This window comes from Subtercola boreus, assembly GCF_003399645.1.
GTDB classification, from domain to species: Bacteria; Actinomycetota; Actinomycetes; order Actinomycetales; family Microbacteriaceae; genus Subtercola; species Subtercola boreus_A.
This window is the reverse complement of record NZ_NBXD01000002.1, coordinates 320,328-337,508: the sequence shown is the minus strand read 5'-3', so window position 1 is coordinate 337,508 and position 17,181 is coordinate 320,328. Positions and strand designations below refer to the sequence as shown.

General features: G+C 69.2%; 13 protein-coding genes and 1 pseudogene. 4 read left to right on the top strand and 10 right to left on the bottom strand.

Annotation, left to right across the window (positions count from 1 at the left end; genetic code table 11):
* Positions 1–1,068 carry a diacylglycerol/lipid kinase family protein gene (locus B7R24_RS01650; protein WP_116417212.1) on the top strand — a complete coding sequence of 356 codons (1,068 nt, stop codon included), beginning with the start codon at positions 1–3 and terminating at the stop codon, positions 1,066–1,068.
* On the opposite strand, the gene B7R24_RS01645 is transcribed toward B7R24_RS01650, so the two are convergent.
* Positions 1,065–1,442 carry a DUF4440 domain-containing protein gene (locus tag B7R24_RS01645; protein ID WP_116417322.1) on the bottom strand — a complete coding sequence of 126 codons (378 nt, stop codon included), beginning with the start codon at positions 1,440–1,442 and terminating at the stop codon, positions 1,065–1,067. The two genes, B7R24_RS01650 and B7R24_RS01645, sit on opposite strands and share 4 nt — an antisense overlap.
* A gap of 147 nt (positions 1,443–1,589) precedes the next feature.
* Between B7R24_RS01645 and B7R24_RS01640 the strand changes: the two genes are divergently transcribed.
* Positions 1,590–1,826, top strand: coding sequence for a hypothetical protein (locus tag B7R24_RS01640; protein WP_116417211.1), 237 nt, complete (start codon positions 1,590–1,592; stop codon positions 1,824–1,826).
* A gap of 121 nt (positions 1,827–1,947) precedes the next feature.
* Positions 1,948–3,345, top strand: a complete 1,398-nt coding sequence (locus B7R24_RS01635) for an LLM class flavin-dependent oxidoreductase (RefSeq protein WP_116417210.1) — start codon at positions 1,948–1,950, stop codon at positions 3,343–3,345.
* A gap of 43 nt (positions 3,346–3,388) precedes the next feature.
* Here B7R24_RS01635 and B7R24_RS01630 read toward each other — a convergent pair whose 3' ends face one another.
* From B7R24_RS01630 to B7R24_RS01600, 7 genes are all read right to left on the bottom strand, one after another.
* A complete protein-coding gene (locus B7R24_RS01630) occupies positions 3,389–5,263 on the bottom strand; it encodes a cation:proton antiporter (RefSeq protein WP_116417209.1) in 1,875 nt (624 codons plus the stop codon).
* Positions 5,264–5,339: 76 nt separating this feature from the next.
* Positions 5,340–6,251, bottom strand: a complete 912-nt coding sequence (locus B7R24_RS01625) for a glycerophosphodiester phosphodiesterase (protein WP_116417208.1) — start codon at positions 6,249–6,251, stop codon at positions 5,340–5,342.
* A gap of 2 nt (positions 6,252–6,253) precedes the next feature.
* Positions 6,254–7,630 (bottom strand): ABC transporter substrate-binding protein, encoded by a 1,377-nt coding sequence (locus tag B7R24_RS01620; protein WP_116417207.1) that lies wholly within the window; start codon positions 7,628–7,630, stop codon positions 6,254–6,256.
* A 119-nt stretch (positions 7,631–7,749) separates the two neighbouring features.
* On the bottom strand, positions 7,750–8,571 hold the full coding sequence (locus B7R24_RS01615) for a carbohydrate ABC transporter permease (protein ID WP_116417206.1): 822 nt from the start codon (positions 8,569–8,571) through the stop codon (positions 7,750–7,752).
* Positions 8,568–9,554 carry a carbohydrate ABC transporter permease gene (locus B7R24_RS01610; RefSeq protein WP_116417205.1) on the bottom strand — a complete coding sequence of 329 codons (987 nt, stop codon included), beginning with the start codon at positions 9,552–9,554 and terminating at the stop codon, positions 8,568–8,570. Before B7R24_RS01610 ends, B7R24_RS01615 begins: the two co-directional genes overlap by 4 nt.
* 414 nt (positions 9,555–9,968) lie before the next feature.
* Positions 9,969–10,775 (bottom strand): response regulator, encoded by an 807-nt coding sequence (locus B7R24_RS01605; protein ID WP_116417204.1) that lies wholly within the window; start codon positions 10,773–10,775, stop codon positions 9,969–9,971.
* On the bottom strand, positions 10,772–12,700 hold the full coding sequence (locus B7R24_RS01600) for a sensor histidine kinase (protein WP_116417203.1): 1,929 nt from the start codon (positions 12,698–12,700) through the stop codon (positions 10,772–10,774). The genes B7R24_RS01605 and B7R24_RS01600 overlap by 4 nt, the downstream gene beginning before the upstream one ends.
* A gap of 185 nt (positions 12,701–12,885) precedes the next feature.
* On the opposite strand from B7R24_RS01600, the gene B7R24_RS01595 reads away from it, so the two are divergent.
* Complete coding sequence (locus B7R24_RS01595; protein ID WP_116417202.1) at positions 12,886–14,349, top strand: cation:dicarboxylate symporter family transporter; 1,464 nt, start codon at positions 12,886–12,888, stop codon at positions 14,347–14,349.
* 145 nt (positions 14,350–14,494) lie between these two features.
* Here B7R24_RS01595 and B7R24_RS01590 read toward each other — a convergent pair whose 3' ends face one another.
* Positions 14,495–15,355 (bottom strand): aldehyde dehydrogenase family protein, encoded by an 861-nt coding sequence (locus tag B7R24_RS01590; RefSeq protein ID WP_116417201.1) that lies wholly within the window; start codon positions 15,353–15,355, stop codon positions 14,495–14,497.
* A gap of 359 nt (positions 15,356–15,714) precedes the next feature.
* Positions 15,715–17,169, bottom strand: a pseudogene (locus tag B7R24_RS01585) (aldehyde dehydrogenase family protein); the annotation flags it as partial.
* Positions 17,170–17,181 lie beyond the last annotated feature (12 nt).

The following is a 17,181-nucleotide window of genomic DNA, read 5'->3' as shown; positions in this document are numbered from 1 at the left end:
ATGCCGACTCCGGGGGTCACGCCGCCGCAGCCACGCGCTGCCATCGTCTACAACCCGACGAAGGTCGACGTCAAGCGGCTGCGCTCGATGGTCAGGGCAGTGGAGGCCGAGAAGTCGTGGGGCCCATCCCTCTGGGCGGCGACCACGGTCAATGACTCCGGCGAGGGCGTGACGCTCCAGCTGCTAAACGAAGCGCCCGACGTGGTGATCGCGGCCGGCGGTGACGGCACAGTGAGCTCTGTCGCCCAGGCGCTTCGCCACCAAGCCGTGCCGCTGGGCATCCTGCCGTCGGGCACGACCAACCTCTTCGCCCGCGCCCTCGGGCTTCCGCTCGGCGTGATCGGGCTGCCGTACGTCAACGAACGGAAGGCCCTGCGGGCGGCCTTCAGCGACACGATCCGCACCGTCGACGTCGGCCGGGTGGAGGCCGTGCTCGACAGCGGCGAGACGATCGAACGAGCCTTCACGGTGATGGCCGGCATGGGTGTCGATGCGCAGATGGTCGTCAACACGTCGCCGAGGGGCAAGGACACGCTCGGCTGGACGGGCTACGTCTCGGCCATCATGGAATCCTTCGTGCGCAACCGCCGCTTCGACCTCACGTACTCGCTCGACGACACCGCAGAGCCCGAGACACCGGCCCACACGATCGTGCTCGGCAACGGCGGGGTGCTGCCGGCAGGCATCCGGATGATTCCCGGCGCCCTCATCGACGACGGTCTGCTCGACGTGGTGCTGCTTCGCCCGCTGGGTGCCGGCGAGTGGGCGCGCGCGATCCAGTGGTTCTGGCGAACGAACACCACCTACCTGCCGAGGCGCCCCGCCGCACGGGCGGCGGCAGACGGCTCGGTGCCGGTGGACTCGGCCGCCGTGCAGCACGCCCGCGCCCGTGCGGTGACCCTGTCGGTCGGCACGGCGCAGGACTTCGAGATCGACGGCGAGTACCTCGGAAAGGTGTTGAGCGCCCGCGCCTGGATCGAGCCGGGCGCCCTGCGCGTGCGCGGCTCCCTGGGCGGCAGGGCTCTTACCGAGCCGGCGACCCCGGCATCGCAGGCGCTCGGCGGCTAGCCGTCCTCGGCGCGAGTCCCCTGGTGGAAGACGCAGCGCCACCCTCCGGCGGTGGCGCGCCAGATCGAGGAACGCCGGGTGAGGCCCGATCCGCTGGCGAGCAGGTAGGTCAGCAGGTACGTGCCCGGGGCCAGCTGCTCGACGGTCGCCTGCGACACGACTGGTGCCCCCAGGGTGTCCGACATCGCTGCGTCGGCGAGCGCCTCGACCATGTCCTGCCGTGACCACAGCCGCCCCGACTGTCCGATCTCGCGGAACGCCGGGTCGAGCAACCCGTCGACGGCGGCGGCATCCTGCCGCACCTCGGGGTCGAGCAGCCGGAGCTCTGCCGCTACGACCGCTGCGGCTGCGTCGAGCTGCCCTCGGTCATCCATCAGGCCACCGTAGTCGCGCACCGGGCCCGCCGCCAGCAGGGGCCGGGCAGGGTCACGGCAGGGCCGGGCAGGGGCCACAGCTTGAAGGGTGCCGGGCCGGAGCGCAAGGCCTCTCGTCGGGGCGGGCGATCGGGATAGCGTCGAGGCATGAACGAATCTGAGATCCGCTGGAATGATGAAGCCCGCGCCAAGGTGCTCGACGACGCCGACCGGGTGCTGCGCGATGCCGTCGTGGAGTTGAACGGGACGATGCAGGAGAAGTCGTCCGATGAGATCTACGCGGCACTCAATGAACGGCTGAAGGGCCGGTTCATCGACTACAAGCCCGGCCCCGACGTGCGCAAGTACGCGGATGCCATCGCCGCGGGTGAGATCGGGAGCTGACCGACAGGCATCCGCTCGCGTCGCGCCCGTCGTGCGCCGGCCACGCACCGGCCCGCCGTGAATGTGACGCCGTGTAACGTCCACCCGGGCGCGGACGGTGCGCGCACCGCAGGATGGAGGGATGACCAAGCAGATCCGTTTCAACGCCTTCGACATGAACTGCGTCGCCCACCAGTCATCGGGCATGTGGCGACACCCCGATGACCAGTCCTTTCGGTACAAGGAGTTGTCGTACTGGACGGAGCTGGCGAAACTGCTCGAGCGCGGCAGATTCGACGGCATCTTCATCGCGGATGTGCTCGGAACGTACGACGTCTACGGCGGGTCGAACGAGGCGGCGATCCGGCACGGTGCGCAGGTTCCGGTGAACGACCCGGTGCTGCTGGTCAGCGCGATGGCGGCCGTCACCGAGAACCTCGGGTTCGGCATCACCGCCGGCACGGCCTACGAGCATCCGTACCCGTTCGCACGGCGCATGTCGACGCTCGACCACCTCACGAAGGGTCGGGTGGGCTGGAATGTCGTGACCGGATACCTGCCGAGCGCCGCCCGCAACATGGGCCACGACGACCAGCTCGAGCACGACGACCGGTACGACGTGGCTGACGAGTACCTCGAGGTTCTCTACAAGCTGTGGGAGGGGTCGTGGGAGGACGACGCGGTTGTGCGCAATCGCGAGACCGGAGTGTTCACCGACCCGGCGAAGGTGCACGAGATCGGGCACTACGGCAAGAACTACACCGTGCCGGGCATCCATCTGTCTGAACCGTCTCTGCAGCGCTCGCCCGTGATCTACCAGGCTGGGGCGTCGCCCCGCGGCATCCAGTTCGCTGCGGGCAATGCGGAGGCGATCTTCGTGGCTGCACCGACGAAGGAGCTGCTCGCGGGCACGGTCAAACGCATCAGGGACGCCCTCGAGGAGGCCGGGCGCGATCGGTACGCGGCGAAGATCTACACGCTGCTGACCATCATCACCGACGAGACCAGCGAGAAGGCCCACGCGAAGCACCGGGACTACCTGTCGTATGCCAGCGAGGAGGGAGCCCTGGTGTTCATGTCGGGCTGGATGGGCGTCGACCTCTCGCAGTACGACCTCGACGAGCCGATCGGCAATGTGAAGAGCAACGCCATCCAGTCGGCCGTGGCGAACTTCCAGGGCGCAAGCAACGGGGGCGAGGAGTGGAAGGTGCGCGACATCGCACGCCTGGGAGCCATCGGGGGGCTGGGGCCGTTCATCGTGGGGTCGCCATCGGAGATCGCCGATCATCTACAGGAGTGGGTGGAGGAGACCGACGTCGACGGATTCAACCTCGCCTACGCGATCACGCCCGGCACGTTCGAAGATGTGGTGACCTACGTGATTCCGGAGCTGCAGGCGCGCGGGGCGTACCCCACCGACTACCAGCCCGGAACCCTGCGCAATAAACTGCACGGGCGGGGCGACCGGCTGCCGGCCGAGCATCTCGGGGCGCAGTACCGCGTCGGCGCGGGGGCTGGAGTGGTCGCGGCCGGTCTCTGAGAGGGCGCCGCGCCGCGCGCGTCAGCGGTCGTCGCCTCGCGCGTCAGCGGTCGGGGTCGCCCTGAAGCTGGAGGGCGACCTGCTCGGCGTCGAGGGCGCGCAGCACGGCATCGAGGGTGTCGGCGTTGAACGTTCCGTCGTCACGCGCGTCGAGCAGCGCGGTGCGCTTCGCGGCGATGAGGGCGAGCGCATCCTGCTTCGGCGTGGTCGCGGGGTGCGTGGGGACGCCTCCCGTCGTGGCCTCCAGGGCGGCGGCGTCGCCCGGCGCGGGGCCGTCATTGACCCCGGCACCCTCCAGCGCGGCGGCGTGCTCGGCCATGGTCACGTCGCTGAGCAGGGTGAAGATGCGCTCCCGCTCGGCGTGCGCGAGCAGAGGGTCGGTGGGCGTCAGTTTCAGCAGACGGATGACCAGCGGCAGCGTTCCGCCCTGGATGAGCAGCGACAGCGCCGCCACCGCGAACGCGACCAGCACGAGCAGCGAACGGTTCGGCGTGTCGGCCGGGAGCGTCTGGGCGGCCGCGACCGTCACCGCCCCGCGCATGCCGGCCCAGACGACGACGCCGCCTTCGCGCCAGCCCAGGGGCGCCTGCACCAGATAGTCGATGTCCGCGAGCGTGCGCGTGACGCGGGTGGTGAAACGCGTCATGTCGGCGACGGTCGGTGTGCGGCGCCGACTCACCCGCCGACGGATGCGCCGGCGGGCACGCTCGCTGAGTTCCGCGCGGAGTACTCCGTCGTCGTCACCGCGGCCCGCCCCGGGCTTCGGGCGGGAGGGCCGGCCGGCATCCACCCCGCCCCGCTCGAGTTCGGGCGACGGGCGGTACCAGTCGGTGGGGTTCGCCGCAGCCCGTTCCACGGCGGCCGTCGGGTCGGCGAGCCGCTCCTGCATCACGGTCAGCCGCGGCTTCATCTTCGCCGTGCGGGCAGCGCGCCGTGCGAGCCCCCGAAGCAGTGGAGCCACATACGCCGCCCGCACGAGCACCGTCAGCAGCAGGGCACCCAGCGCGATCAGCAGGGTCGGGGCGATTCCCTCCTGCTCCTGGCCCACGTCGCCGACGATCGATGACAGTTCCAGCCCCATCAGCAGGAAGACGGCACCCTCGAGGACCATCTCGACCGTGCTCCAGTTCTGGGCATCCGACTGCCGGCTCTGGGGCGACAGCATCCGCGGGGCCAGCCGCCCGGTCACGAGCCCGGCGACCACCGCCGCGACCAGCCCTGAGGCGCCGAGCAGCTCCGCCGGAATCGATGCCAGGAACGGCACCGTGAACGAGATCACCGTACCGACGGTCGCGTTCGGGATGCGTGCCCGCACGAACAGATTGAGCCGCCCCACCGCGAACCCGAGTGCTGCGGCGATGACGACCGCGAACACGAACCCGCCGATCGTGCCCCAGACCGAGACCGCTGCCGCAGCTCCGGCGATGGCCGTGCGCAGCAGCACGAGGGCGGTCGCATCGTTCAGAAGGCTCTCGCCCTCGAGAATGGCCACAGCGCGGGAGGAGACCGGCGATCTCTTGACGATCGAGGTGGCGACGGCATCCGTGGGGCTGACGATCGCGCCGAGCGCGATTCCCCACCAGAGCCCCAGCCCCGGAATCACCCAGGCGAAGAAGAGCCCCAGCACCACCGACGACGCGATCACCAGCACGATCGACAGCCCACTGATCGCGGCGAACTCGCGCCGGAAGTTCATGGCCGGCATCGAGACAGACGCCGAGTACAGAAGCGGAGGAAGCACCCCGGCGAGAATCAGCTCGGGCTCCACCCGCACCGCCGGCACGAACGGCAGAAAACTGACCGCGATCCCGAGCGCCACCAGCACCAGCGGCGACGCGACGCGAACCTTCGGCCCGAGCAGCGCAGCCGCGGCAATGCCCAGCAGGGCCAGCACTCCGGCAATCAGCAGTTCCGTCACCGCTCCACCCTCCCACGACCGGGGTCGCTCACGCCGCACTCTGCAGCGCGGGGTTCGCGGCAGCCGGCCCGACGCCTCAGACCGCGGCCACCTCGCGCGCCAACCACGTCGCAAGTTCAAGCGGGCGGTTCGTGATGATGGCGTCGACCCCTGCCTCGACGGCGAGCTGCCAGTGCGCGGGCTCGTCGATCGTCCACACGCTGAGGGTGAAACCTTCTGCGTGCAGCGCGGAAACGAGCGCAGGATGCTCGACCGGCAGCATCCCGTGGGGGTTGCACCCCACGGCACCAACCTCACGGAGCAGCTCGAGGAGCTGGCCGATCCCCTGACGCACCATCTCGGGGTCGACGGAGGCGAGGGCCGACTGGGCGGCATCGACTTCGGCCCCGGTCATCCACTCCCGCACCGCGGGCACCCCCGGCAGCTCCGCGACGAGCAGCTCGCGCCTGAAGTCGGGGCCGACCGCGCTGAGTGCCCGCACCGTCTCGACATCGAAGCTCTGCACGACGGCGCGCGAGACCATACCGGCCGCCCGCAGCTTCTCGAGCTCGGGGGCGAGCAGAGCCCCGTTCCAGCGACCCTTGAACTCCAGCAGCCAATGGATGCCCGGGTTCGCCCGGCCCCAGGCGATCAGGTCGTCGAACGTGGGCACCCGGATGCCGGCGAAGGGGTTCGCGAACCACGATCCGGCGTCGGCCGAGGCGATGGTCGCGGCATCCGTCTGACCGACCTCGCCGACCAGGTCGGTCGTGCGGTCGAGCCGATCGTCATGGATCACCACGGCGACACCGTCGGAGGTGGGCTGCAGGTCGACCTCGATCGCGTCGGCGCCCGCGGCGAGCGCGGCCTCGAATGCGGCGAGGGTGTTCTCTGGCGCTTCCGACGAGTTGCCGCGGTGCGCGATCACCCGCGGCAGATTCTCGTCCACCCGAGGCCCGCCGCCCGCGCTGGGAGCGCCGCCGCCCGCGGCACCCCGTGCATTCCCCATCGTCACAGGTACGCTTTCACGTTCTGATCGTACGACGTGGTGATGTCGGCCGCAGCCTTCGGGAACGCGTCGGCCGCCGCCGAGTTCTGCAGCATGATCTGCTCGAGGGCGGTTGTGAGGTATTTGTCGCCCGACGGAACGAAGGCGCGGGCCCAATCCTGCGAGCGCGCGTTCTTCAGCTGGTCGACGGCCGTGCGGAACTGCGGCTTCTGGGTGTAGATCGCGCTCATCGTCGCACCGTCCATTGCCGAGGTGCGCACCGGCATGTAGCCCGTCGCGGCAGAGAAGGTCGCGGTCTGGTCGGCATCCGTCAGGTACTTCAGGAACATCCCTGCCGCAAGCTGCTGCTCCGGGCTCTTGCCCGAGGCGATCGCCATACCCGTACCGCCGGTCGGCGTGAACGCGCCCTTCGGCCCGGCCGGCAGAAAGCCCGTGCCCACGTCGAACGTCGCCGACTTCAGGATGCCCGTCAGCGCACCGGTCGAGGCCACCGTGCAGGCGCTCAACCCGGCCCCGAAGTCTGCGGCCGAGTCGGTCGCAGACACCGCCGCGCTCTTGTTCTCGTTGATCATCGCGCGCAGGTACTCGCCGGCCTCGATCGTCTCGGGCATGTCGAGCTTGGTCGTCCACTGGTCGGAGTACGCCCCGCCCTTGCCCCACATGATGTTGCAGAACCACCACGCAGCCCACGAGGTGCCCTTGCCGATGCCGAGCGGAGCTGCACCGTTCATCACCGCACTGAGTTTCGGCGCCCACTCGTCGAACTCGTCCCAGGTCTCGGGTGCGCGGTCGGGCAGGCCCGCAGCCGTCCACAGCGACCGGTTGTAGTAGAACAGCGGCGTCGACCGGGCGTACGGCATCGCCCAGTGGCTGTCGTTGTACTTGTAGTCGTCGTAGAGCGTCGTGTTGAAGTCGTCGGTGTTCGCGTTCAGGTGCGCAGCCAGGTCGTCGAGCGGAATGATCTGCTGGTTGATCATGTAGCGGAACCACCACACGTCGCTCGCGCCGACCAGGTCGGGCACACTGTCGGTGCCGGAGGCCGCCTGGAACTTCTGCGCGATCTCGTCGTAGTTCGCACCCGCGGTCACCATGTTGACCACGATGCCCGGGTTGGCCTTCTGGAAGCCGTCGATCATGGCCTGTTCGGTGGCCATCGAGTTGCCGGGGTGGTTGGTCCACCAGGTGATGGATGAAGCGGGCTTGATGTTCGTCCAGTCCTGCAAGGGTGTGGACGAAACGGCTCCGACGTCACCGCCGACGGACGGCCCGGCGCAGGCCGCGAGCAGTGCGGTGCCCGAGAGGGCGGCGCCGAACGCGAGAACGTTGCGGCGGGTCACGCCGTTCGGAAAGGCGTGGGAGAGGTCGAATCGAGGCGTCATGGATCTGGTCTTCCTGGTCGGGAACGGGTGGGGCACGGGTGGGGAGGAGAAGAGTTCGGGTTGTGGATGACCGGCTGCCGTGCATCCGGAACCACGCGGTGAAGCGCGCTGACGTTCGCCTAGCCGGTGACCGCGCCGGCGGTGAGCCCGGCCACGATCTTGCGCTGCATCACGAAGAACACGATCAGGATCGGCAGCGTCACGAGCACGGTGCCCGCCATCAGCACGCCCCAGTTCGTGATGCCATCGGTGTTCTGCAGGAGGGTGAGCCCGATGGGCAGCGTCATCATGTTCGGCCGGTCGACGACGAGCAGCGGCCAGAGGTATTCGTTCCACTCGGTCACAACCGAGACCAGCGCCACGGCGGCGATGGTCGGCGTCGACATCGGCAGCACGAACGCCCAGAGCCTGCGCAGGTGCCCGGCGCCGTCGAGCGCGGCCGCCTCGAGCACGGAGGGCGGCAACGACAGAAAGTGCTGCCGGAACAGGAAGGTGCCGAACGCACTCGCCAGCCCGGGCACGATGATGCCCTGGTAGGTGTTCAGCCAACCGAGGCTCGCGATGAGCGTGTAGTTCGGAATGATCACGATCTGCTGCGGAACGAGCAGCGCGAAGATCACGATGCCGAAGAACACCTTCTTGAACGGCACCTCGATGAAGACCAGCGCATAGGCCGTCATCAGGCCCAGGATGATCTTGATCCCGGCCCCGAAGACGGTGGTGATGGCGCTGTTCACAAAGAACGAGCCGAACGGCACCACGTCGAGCGCATCGGTGTAGTTCGTCGGAGCGAAAGACGACGGGAGCCACTGGATCGGCAGGGAGTAGATCTCGCTCTGTCCCTTGAAACTGGCCAGCAGCATCCACACCAGCGGAAGAACCATGACGACGACGGCGATCGCCAGGGCGATGTACCCCCCGAGCGGAAATCTGCGGATCATGCGTAATGCACCTTTCGTTCGACGAAGCGCAGTTGAACGAGCGTCACGATGAGCAGCACGACGAAGAGGATGGTGGCGACCGCCGAGGAGTACCCGGCCCGGCCGGCGACGAAGCCATCACGGTAGATCTCGTACATCATCGTGGTCGTGCCCTCGAGCGGGCCGCCCTTCGTCATCGCCTGGATGATGTCGAAGCTCTGCAGCGAACTGAGCAGCGTCGTCACGCTCAGAAAGAAGGAGGTCGGGCTGAGCAGGGGCAGGATGACGCGCCGGAACGTTCGGGCCGGACCCGCGCCGTCGAGCGCGGCCGCCTCGAGCACGTCCTGCGGAATCGCCTGCAGCCCCGCCAGGTAGATCAGGGCGATGTAGCCCACGTTCTTCCAGAGCTGCACGATGATCACCATCACGAGCGCCCACTGCGGGTCGTTGTACCAGGCGGGTGAGGGCAGTCCAACCGCTCCCAGCGCTGCGGCGACGATACCGAAGTTCGGGTCGAAGACGAAGAGCCACAGCAGCCCGACCGCGACGCCCGACAGCACATAGGGGGCGACGACAATCGTTCGCGCAGGCCCGCGCAGCTTGAGCTTGCGGTTGAGCAGTACGGCCAGCGCCAAGCCGATCACCATGCCCCCGCCCACCGTGGCGAGGGTGAAGACGACGGTCACCCCGATGACGTGTGGGGTCTCGGAGTCGGTGAACCAGTCCGTGTAGTTGCGGAACCCCACCGAGATGGCACGCTGGGAACCGATGTTCCACTGCAGGGTGGAGTAGTAGAACGACTGCAGCAGCGGCTTGTAGGTGAAGGCGATGAGCAGGGCGATGTTGGGGCCCGCGAGCAGGGCGAACAATAGCCGGTTGTGCCGGCGGGTGCGACGCGAGCGAACCTTTCGGGCCCTCGCCTGCTCGGCCGGGGTCGGGATGACCCGGGTCTTCGCCCTCTGGTCCGGCTCGATTCGCGCGGGTCGCGTCGCTGTCGACGTCATCTCCTCAGGCTGCCTTCGTTTTTTGCACAAGGGCGATGGTATTCGGGGCCTCACGGTCGAAACGGGGCAATCGGGATCGCCGTCGAAGGCGTCGTCTGGGCTTCACACGGAGTTCAGGTCGACACGTCCGAGTTCATGAAAGGTTGTCCTGCCTGAACCAGTTTCCGGCTCGTCACCCGCTTGCGGCGCGGTATGTTGCGGGCGCGGCGGCGGGTCGACCAAGCGCAGGCGCGGCGCCTCCGGTCGAGGACAGCTGCCTCCGGTCGATCAGGTACCCGGGCATCCGGGGTCGACCACCCGGGCGGAGCAGGGCGAAAACAACGCCCAGAGAGCGTCGATGTGGCCCAGTTCCGGCCGGACGGTAATCGGGCGACCCGCGGGGCGGGGCGGCGCAGTCCGGGGCGGGGGCCGGCGTCAGCGACCGGTGAGCCGGTACTCCACCTCGGGGCGGCCCGGGGCTCCGTAGCGTGAACTCTTCGCTGCGACACCCGTGGCCACGAGATGCTCGAGGTAACGCCGCGCTGTCACCCGCGACACCGCCGCCGCGTCGCTGAGCTCGGTCGCCGAAAGCGCGTGCGGCGCCCCCGCGAGTGCCTGCACCACGAGCTGCAGGGTTCCCTCAGACAGACCCTTCTCGTAGGCCGCCGGGGCGACCGAACGCATCCGCACGAACGTGTCATCGACCTCGCCCTGAGTGGCGAGCAACCGGTCGTCGCCGAACCCGCGCCGAAAGTCGAGGTAGGTGCGAAGCCGGTCGGCGAATGTGGCGTAGGTGAACGGCTTGATCAGGTACTGCACGATTCCCAGCGAGAGGGATGCCCGCACCACCCCCACTTCGCGAACAGCGGTGATGGCGATGACGTCGGTCTCGAGCCCCGCACTGCGGATCTGCCGGCACAGGTCGAGCCCGTGCAAGTCGGGCAGGTTCATGTCGAGGAGCACCAGGTCGATGCCTGCCGGCCGATCATCCGGAGCCGGCGTCGCCAGAGCCCGCGATGCGGAATCGGGCACCGGATCGTCGCGAGCAGGAACACTGCCAGCCGAATCGCCGAGTGCAACGCGCAGCTGGCGCACCGCCTCCCGACCGGTGTGCGCAATACCAGCCACCTCGAATCCACCGACGCGGCCGAGGTAGGCGGCGTGGGCGCTGGCGGTGATCTCCTCGTCGTCGACCACCAGCGTGCGCACCGGAGCTGCGCCGCGCGCCAGCTCCGGACTCATCGGCGCACCCCGTTCCGCTCGGCGGCACCCGTCCCGGCGAGCGCTCCCCCGAGCTGCGCTCCGCCGAGGGGGCGCGGGAGGGTCACGGTGACCACGGCGCCGCCGTCGTCGTCGACCTCGATCGTGCCGCCGAGTCGCCGAACGCTCTGCCCCACCAGAGCCAGGCCGATGCCCCGGCCGTGCGGACCGGCGGGCTTCGAGGAGTATCCGCGCTCGAACGCCTGGGCGACATCCGCGATCCCCGGGCCGGTGTCGGCGACGCGGATGACAACAGAACCACCCTCGCCGCCGCCGACCGACACGTCCACCCTCGCCTCGCCGCGCAGCGCCACGCCCCCGGGGTCAGAATCGACACGTTCCCGGGCATCCTCCTCGCCAGCCCCGGCGGATGCGGGTAACCGTGTCCATTCGGAGGTTCCCGCCGACGCTGCGGCAGAGGTTCCGGCGGACGCTGCGCCGGCAGCCGCATCGAGCGCATTGTCGACGAGGTTTCCCACGATCGTGATGAGGTCGTCGGCCGGCACGCCGAGAGCGCCGAGCGCCGGATCGACCTCGAGGCCCAGAGCCACCCCGCGCTCCCGGGCCTCCGCCGATTTGCCCACCAGGAGGGCCGCCAGCACCGGCTCCTCGATCGCCTCGACGAGCTGGTCGGCGAGGTTCTGCCCGCGATCGAGCTCGCCGGCGGCCAGCGCGATCGCCTCCTCCGGTCGCCCCAGTTCGATCAGCGCGACGATCGTGTGCAGCCGGTTTGCGTGCTCGTGCGTCTGCGAGCGCAGGGCATCGGAGAGCGTGCGCATGTTCTGCAGCTCCCCCGAGATGCGCAGCAGGTCGGTGTGGTCGCGCAGGGTGGTGACGGTTCCCATCACCCGGGCCGCGCCTCCGGCCCGCACGCCCGCAGCCGCTGCACGCCCGCCCACCGGATCCCGCGCTCCGCGCTTCGGGCCGCGCGCACCAGCCGCACCGCGCTCAGCCCCCGCGGGCACACTGACCGCCGGCTCCTGGTTCACCACGAGCACCCGGTTCTCCGTGACGAAGATCTCGTCGACCGCACGGGCACCCCCGGCGAGCAGGCTCCGCAGAGCATCCGGAATCTGCAACCCATTCACGGCAACCGGCGCTCCACCCGACGGCGGAAGGCCGAGCAACTCGGCCGCCCGGTCGTTGTGCAGCACCAACCGCCCGCGGGCATCCACCAGCACCAGCCCTTCGCGCACCGAGTGCAGCACGCCTTCGTAGTACAGGAACATGCGCCCGAGCTCCTCGGGCCCCCGCCCCCAGGTGACCCGCCGCAGGTACCGGCTCAGCAGCCACGAGGCGAGCGCGCCGAACAGCAGCGTCAGCCCGGCGAATCCGAAGACCAGCGGCAGCCGCTCGCCGAGCGCCCCCGACACCTTCGCCACTGTCACGCCCGCCGCCACCAGCGCGATGACGTTCCCCTGCTGGTTCAGGATGGGCACGACCGCCCGCACCGACGGCCCCAGAGTGCCGGTGTAGGTCTCGGTGAACACCCGCCCCTCGAGCGCGGGCTCGACGGTGCCGACGAAGGGACGCCCGATCTCGGCGGGGTTCGGATGCGTGAAACGCGTGCGGTCGGGAGCCATGATCGTGATGAAGTCGGTGGCGGTGTCGGTCATCAGCTTCTGCGCGTACGGCTCGAGAACGAGGCTCGCGTCGGCCCCGGCGACTCCGCTGCCGGCAGACCCCGCGGCATCCGGGCCCGCAGTCTCGAGCGCTTCGACCACGAACGGATTGTCGGCGATCGACGTCGCCACCGACAGGCTGTGGTCGGCGGCGCCCTGCTCGACGATGCCCCGGGCGTCGTTGTAGAGCCAGGCGAGAGCGGCCACCGTGAGCACCACGACGAACACGAACTGCAGCGCGAAGAGCCGGCGGGAGATGCTCCAGCGGCGGATCCAGGCGATCATGCGGCGTGCCCTGCTCTCTGCTCGCGGCGGTGCGGGCCAGTCGGTCACCTCAGGGTAGACCGGCGGGCTTCCGGATGCTCGCGAACAGTATGAACACAACCCCCGACCGTCTGTTGTTCTGTCACAGACTGTGGCAACGACAAGCGCCCACAAAGCAGTGCGGCGACCTTCGAAAGGGAAAACCCATGGCAAAGACGCCCCACCCGGTCGGCACCAGACGGCGCCTCGACCGCGCACACTACCTCTACCTCGCGGTCATCGTCGCTGTCGCGGCGGGTATCGCCGTGGGGCTCCTCGCCCCCGAATTCGCGAAAGGGCTGAAGCCGCTCGGTGACGGGTTCGTGAGCTTGATCAAGATGATGATCGCGCCCATCATCTTCTGCACGATCGTGCTGGGCGTCGGATCCATCGCGAAGGCGGCGACGGTCGGCCGCATCGGCGGGCTCGCGCTCGGTTACTTCATCGTCATGTCGACGTTCGCGCTCGGCATCGGGCTCGTCGTGGGCAACATCATCCACCCCGGTGAGGGCCTGAACATCGCGAACTCGACCTACGACACCTCGGCCCTGGCGCCGGCGGATTCGACGCAGTTCATCCTGGGTATCATCCCGACATCGCTGCTGTCGTCGCTGACGGCCGGAAACATCCTGCAGGTGCTGTTCGTGGCCCTGCTGGTCGGGTTCGCGCTGCAGCACCTGGGCGCGAAGGGAAAACCGATTCTGACGGCCATCGGGCAGATCCAGGTTCTGGTGTTCCGCATCCTGTCGATGATCATGTGGGTGGCACCGATCGGTGCCTTCGGCGCCATCGCCGCGGTCGTCGGTTCGAGCGGGGCCGCGGCACTCGTGAGCCTCGGAACGCTGATGATCGCGTTCTACATCACCTGCGCACTGTTCATCGTGGTGATTCTGGGCGGCATCCTGTGGCTGTCGGCCCGCACCAACATCTTCTCGCTGATGCGCTACCTCGGGCGGGAGTACCTGCTCATCGTGTCGACGTCGTCGAGCGAGGTCGCGCTGCCCCGCCTCATCGCGAAGATGGAGCACGTTGGCGTGACGAAGTCCGTTGTCGGCATCACGGTTCCGACCGGGTACTCGTTCAACCTCGACGGCACCGCGATCTACCTCACCATGTCGTCGCTGTTCATCGCCAACGCGATGGGAACTCCGCTCAGCATCGGCGAGCAGATCTCGCTGCTGCTGTTCATGATGATCGCGTCGAAGGGTGCGGCCGGGGTCTCCGGCGCCGGAATCGCGACCCTCGCCGGCGGCCTGCAGGCGCACCGCCCCGACCTCGTGAACGGTGTCGGCGTGATCGTCGGCATCGACCGCTTCATGTCGGAGGCCCGCGCTCTGACGAACTTCACCGGGAACGCCGTGGCGACCATCCTGATCGGCACCTGGACGCACCAGATCGACCGTGACCGTGTGCGGGCCGTGCTCTCGCGCCAGCTCCCCTTCGACGAGGCGACGATGAGCACCGAAGACGCCGACCCTGCTGTCGATGCGGGCACGGGCGTCGGCACGAGTGCTGATGCAGGTGCTCCGGATGCCGCGGGTGCGGCCGACGGCGCACCCCACGACCCGCGCGTCTCCACCTCGGAGATCGCGGCCATCGTCGAAGGCCCGGTCGGCACCCGCCGCCGCTAGCGGCGGCCTCCACGCAGCGAACGGACACGGTTCTGGAGATCCCCGGCGGATAACGTCGGGGATGACCGGAATCGTGTCCGTTCGTGCTCGGCGCGGCGGAGCGCGGCGGAGGGCCGCGCGGCGCCGCGGAGCGCGGCGGGTGGGGCTAGAGCAGGCTCTTCGTGTGCCAGACCGTCTTCGTCTCGGTGAACGCGGTGATGCGGGCGAGGGCGGGGGCCGCGGCATCCGGCCCGCCCTCGGGCGGGAGCACGCGCTTCAGGGTCTCGGCCGCCTGGATCTCGAGCGACACCCAGTCGACCGAACCGGCACCCACCAGGTCGAGCGCATTCACGTCGGCGTGCGAGGCGAGCCACGGCGCGATCTGGGCGACCGATCCGGTGAGGATGTTCACGACCCCACCCGGCACATCACTCGTCGCGAGCACCTCGGCGAAGCTGATGGACGAGAGCGGAAAGCGCTCGCTCGCCAGAATCACGACAGTGTTCCCGCTGACCAGCGCGGGCGCCAGCGCGCTGACGAAGCCGAGCAGCGAGGTGTCCTGCGGGGCGACGATCGCCACCACCCCCGTCGGCTCTGGCACCGAGATGTTGAAGTACGGCCCCGCGACGGGGTTCGCGTTGCCCGCCACCTGCGCGTACTTGTCGCACCAGCCGGCGTACCAGACCCAGCGGTCGATGGCCTCGTCGACCTGGGCACCGGCATCCTGGCTCGACACGTTCTCGGCCTGCACGATCTCGTCGACGAACTGCGCCCGGCGCCCCTCGAGCACCTCGGCGATGCGGTAGAGCACCTGTCCGCGGTTGTACGCGGTCGCGCCCGACCACTTCGAGACGGCGGCGCGGGCCGCGACGACCGCATCCCGGGCGTCTTTGCGCGACGCCTTCGCCGCGTTGGCGATGAAGGCTCCGGATGCACTCCGAACCTCTGTCGTATACCCCGACTCGCTTCGGGGAAAGGCCCCGCCGATGTACAGCTTGTAGGTCTTCGGTATGGCGAGGTGGGTCACTTGTCGGCCTTCTTCCGGGCGGAACGTCGGGTGGCGGCGGAGGATGCCGCGGTGTCGGAGGCGGCGGAGGGCACCGCAGTGGCGGCAGATGGCGCCGCGGTGTCGGATGGGGCGGAGGGCACCGCAGTGCTGGCGGTGGTAGCAGACGTCGCCGCCGCGGCGGCGGTGGCCTCTCCCGCAGACGCGGTGCCGTCGGCGGCCGCACCGATGGCGGCACCGACGTCGGACTCGGATGCCGTGGCATTCGCGTGCACCCGGAGGCTGGCGGCCTCCGGCACGTACATCGGAGTCGCACTGCCCTCGACCCACGTGGCCGGAGCGCCGGCGTACATCGCAGGCGCGGCAGGCGCGGCAGGCTCGCCAACGCTGCCGCCGAGCGGTGCCGGCTTCAGGTACGCGGCCAGCCCGGGCCGACCGCCCTCGCGGCCGTAACCCGACTCCTTGTACCCGCCGAACGGCGAAGACGGATCGAACTTGTTGAACGTGTTCGCCCACACCACCCCGGCGCGCAGCTTGTCGGCCACCGCCAGCACCCGGCTGCCCTTGTCGCTCCAGATGCCGGCCGACAGGCCGTAGGGGGTGTTGTTCGCCTTGGCGATCGCCTCTGCCGGCGTGCGGAACGTCAACACAGACAGCACCGGCCCGAAGATCTCGTCACGGGCGATGCGGTGACTGGCCTGCACGTTCGTGAAGATCGTCGGCGCGAACCAGAATCCCTCCGCCGGGAGATCGCAGGGGGGGCTCCACCGCTCTGCGCCCTCGGCCTCGCCGGCCGCCGTCAGTTCGGTGATGCGCGCGAGCTGCGCCGCACTGTTGATCGCGCCCACGTCGGTGTTCTTGTCGAGCGGATCGCCCACCCGGAGTGTCGACAGCCGTTCCTTGAGTCGCGCGACGACCTCGTCGTGCACGTTCTCCTGCACCAACAGCCGTGACCCTGCGCAGCACACCTGGCCCTGGTTGAAGAAGATGCCGTTCACGATCCCCTCGATCGCCTGGTCGATGGGAGCGTCGTCGAACACGATGTTCGCCGCCTTGCCACCCAGCTCGAGGGTGATCTTCTTCGATGTTCCGGCGAGTGAGCGCGCGATCTCGCGGCCGACCGCCGTCGAGCCGGTGAACGCGACCTTGTTGACATCCGGATGGTTCACCAGCGCGCGCCCGGTCGCCCCGGCCCCCGTGATGATGTTGACCACACCGGCCGGGAGGTCGGCCTGCTGCAGGATCTCGGCGAACAGCAAAGCCGTCAGCGACGTCGTCTCGGCCGGCTTCAGCACCACCGTGTTGCCCGCGGCGAGCGCCGGCGCGACCTTCCACGCCAGCATCATCAGCGGGAAGTTCCACGGGATGACCTGGGCGGCCACCCCCAGCGCGGCCGGGTTGGCACCGAGCCCCGCGTGGTCGAGCTTGTCGGCCCAGCCGGCGTAGTAGAAGAACCAGGCCGCGACCGTGGGGATGTCGAAGTCGCGGCTCTCCTTGATCGGCTTGCCGTTGTCGAGCGTCTCGGCGACCGCGAGTTCGCGCGCACGCTCCTGCACCAGCCGAGCGATGCGAAAGAGGTATTTGCCCCGGTCGCGGCCCGACAGGCGTGACCACGTCGTGTCGTAGGCGCGCCGCGCGGCGGCGACCGCAGCATCCACATCCTCGTCGGAGGCGGTCGAGATCTCTGCGATGGTCTTCTCGGTGGCCGGCGAGATGGTGGCGAACGACTCACCGCGGCCGTCGACGAACTCACCGTCGATGAAGAGGCCGTAGGCCTCCCTGAGGCTCAGCAGGCCGGTCGATTCGGGGGCGGGTGCGTACTCGAGAAAAGTCATGGTGTTCCTAGC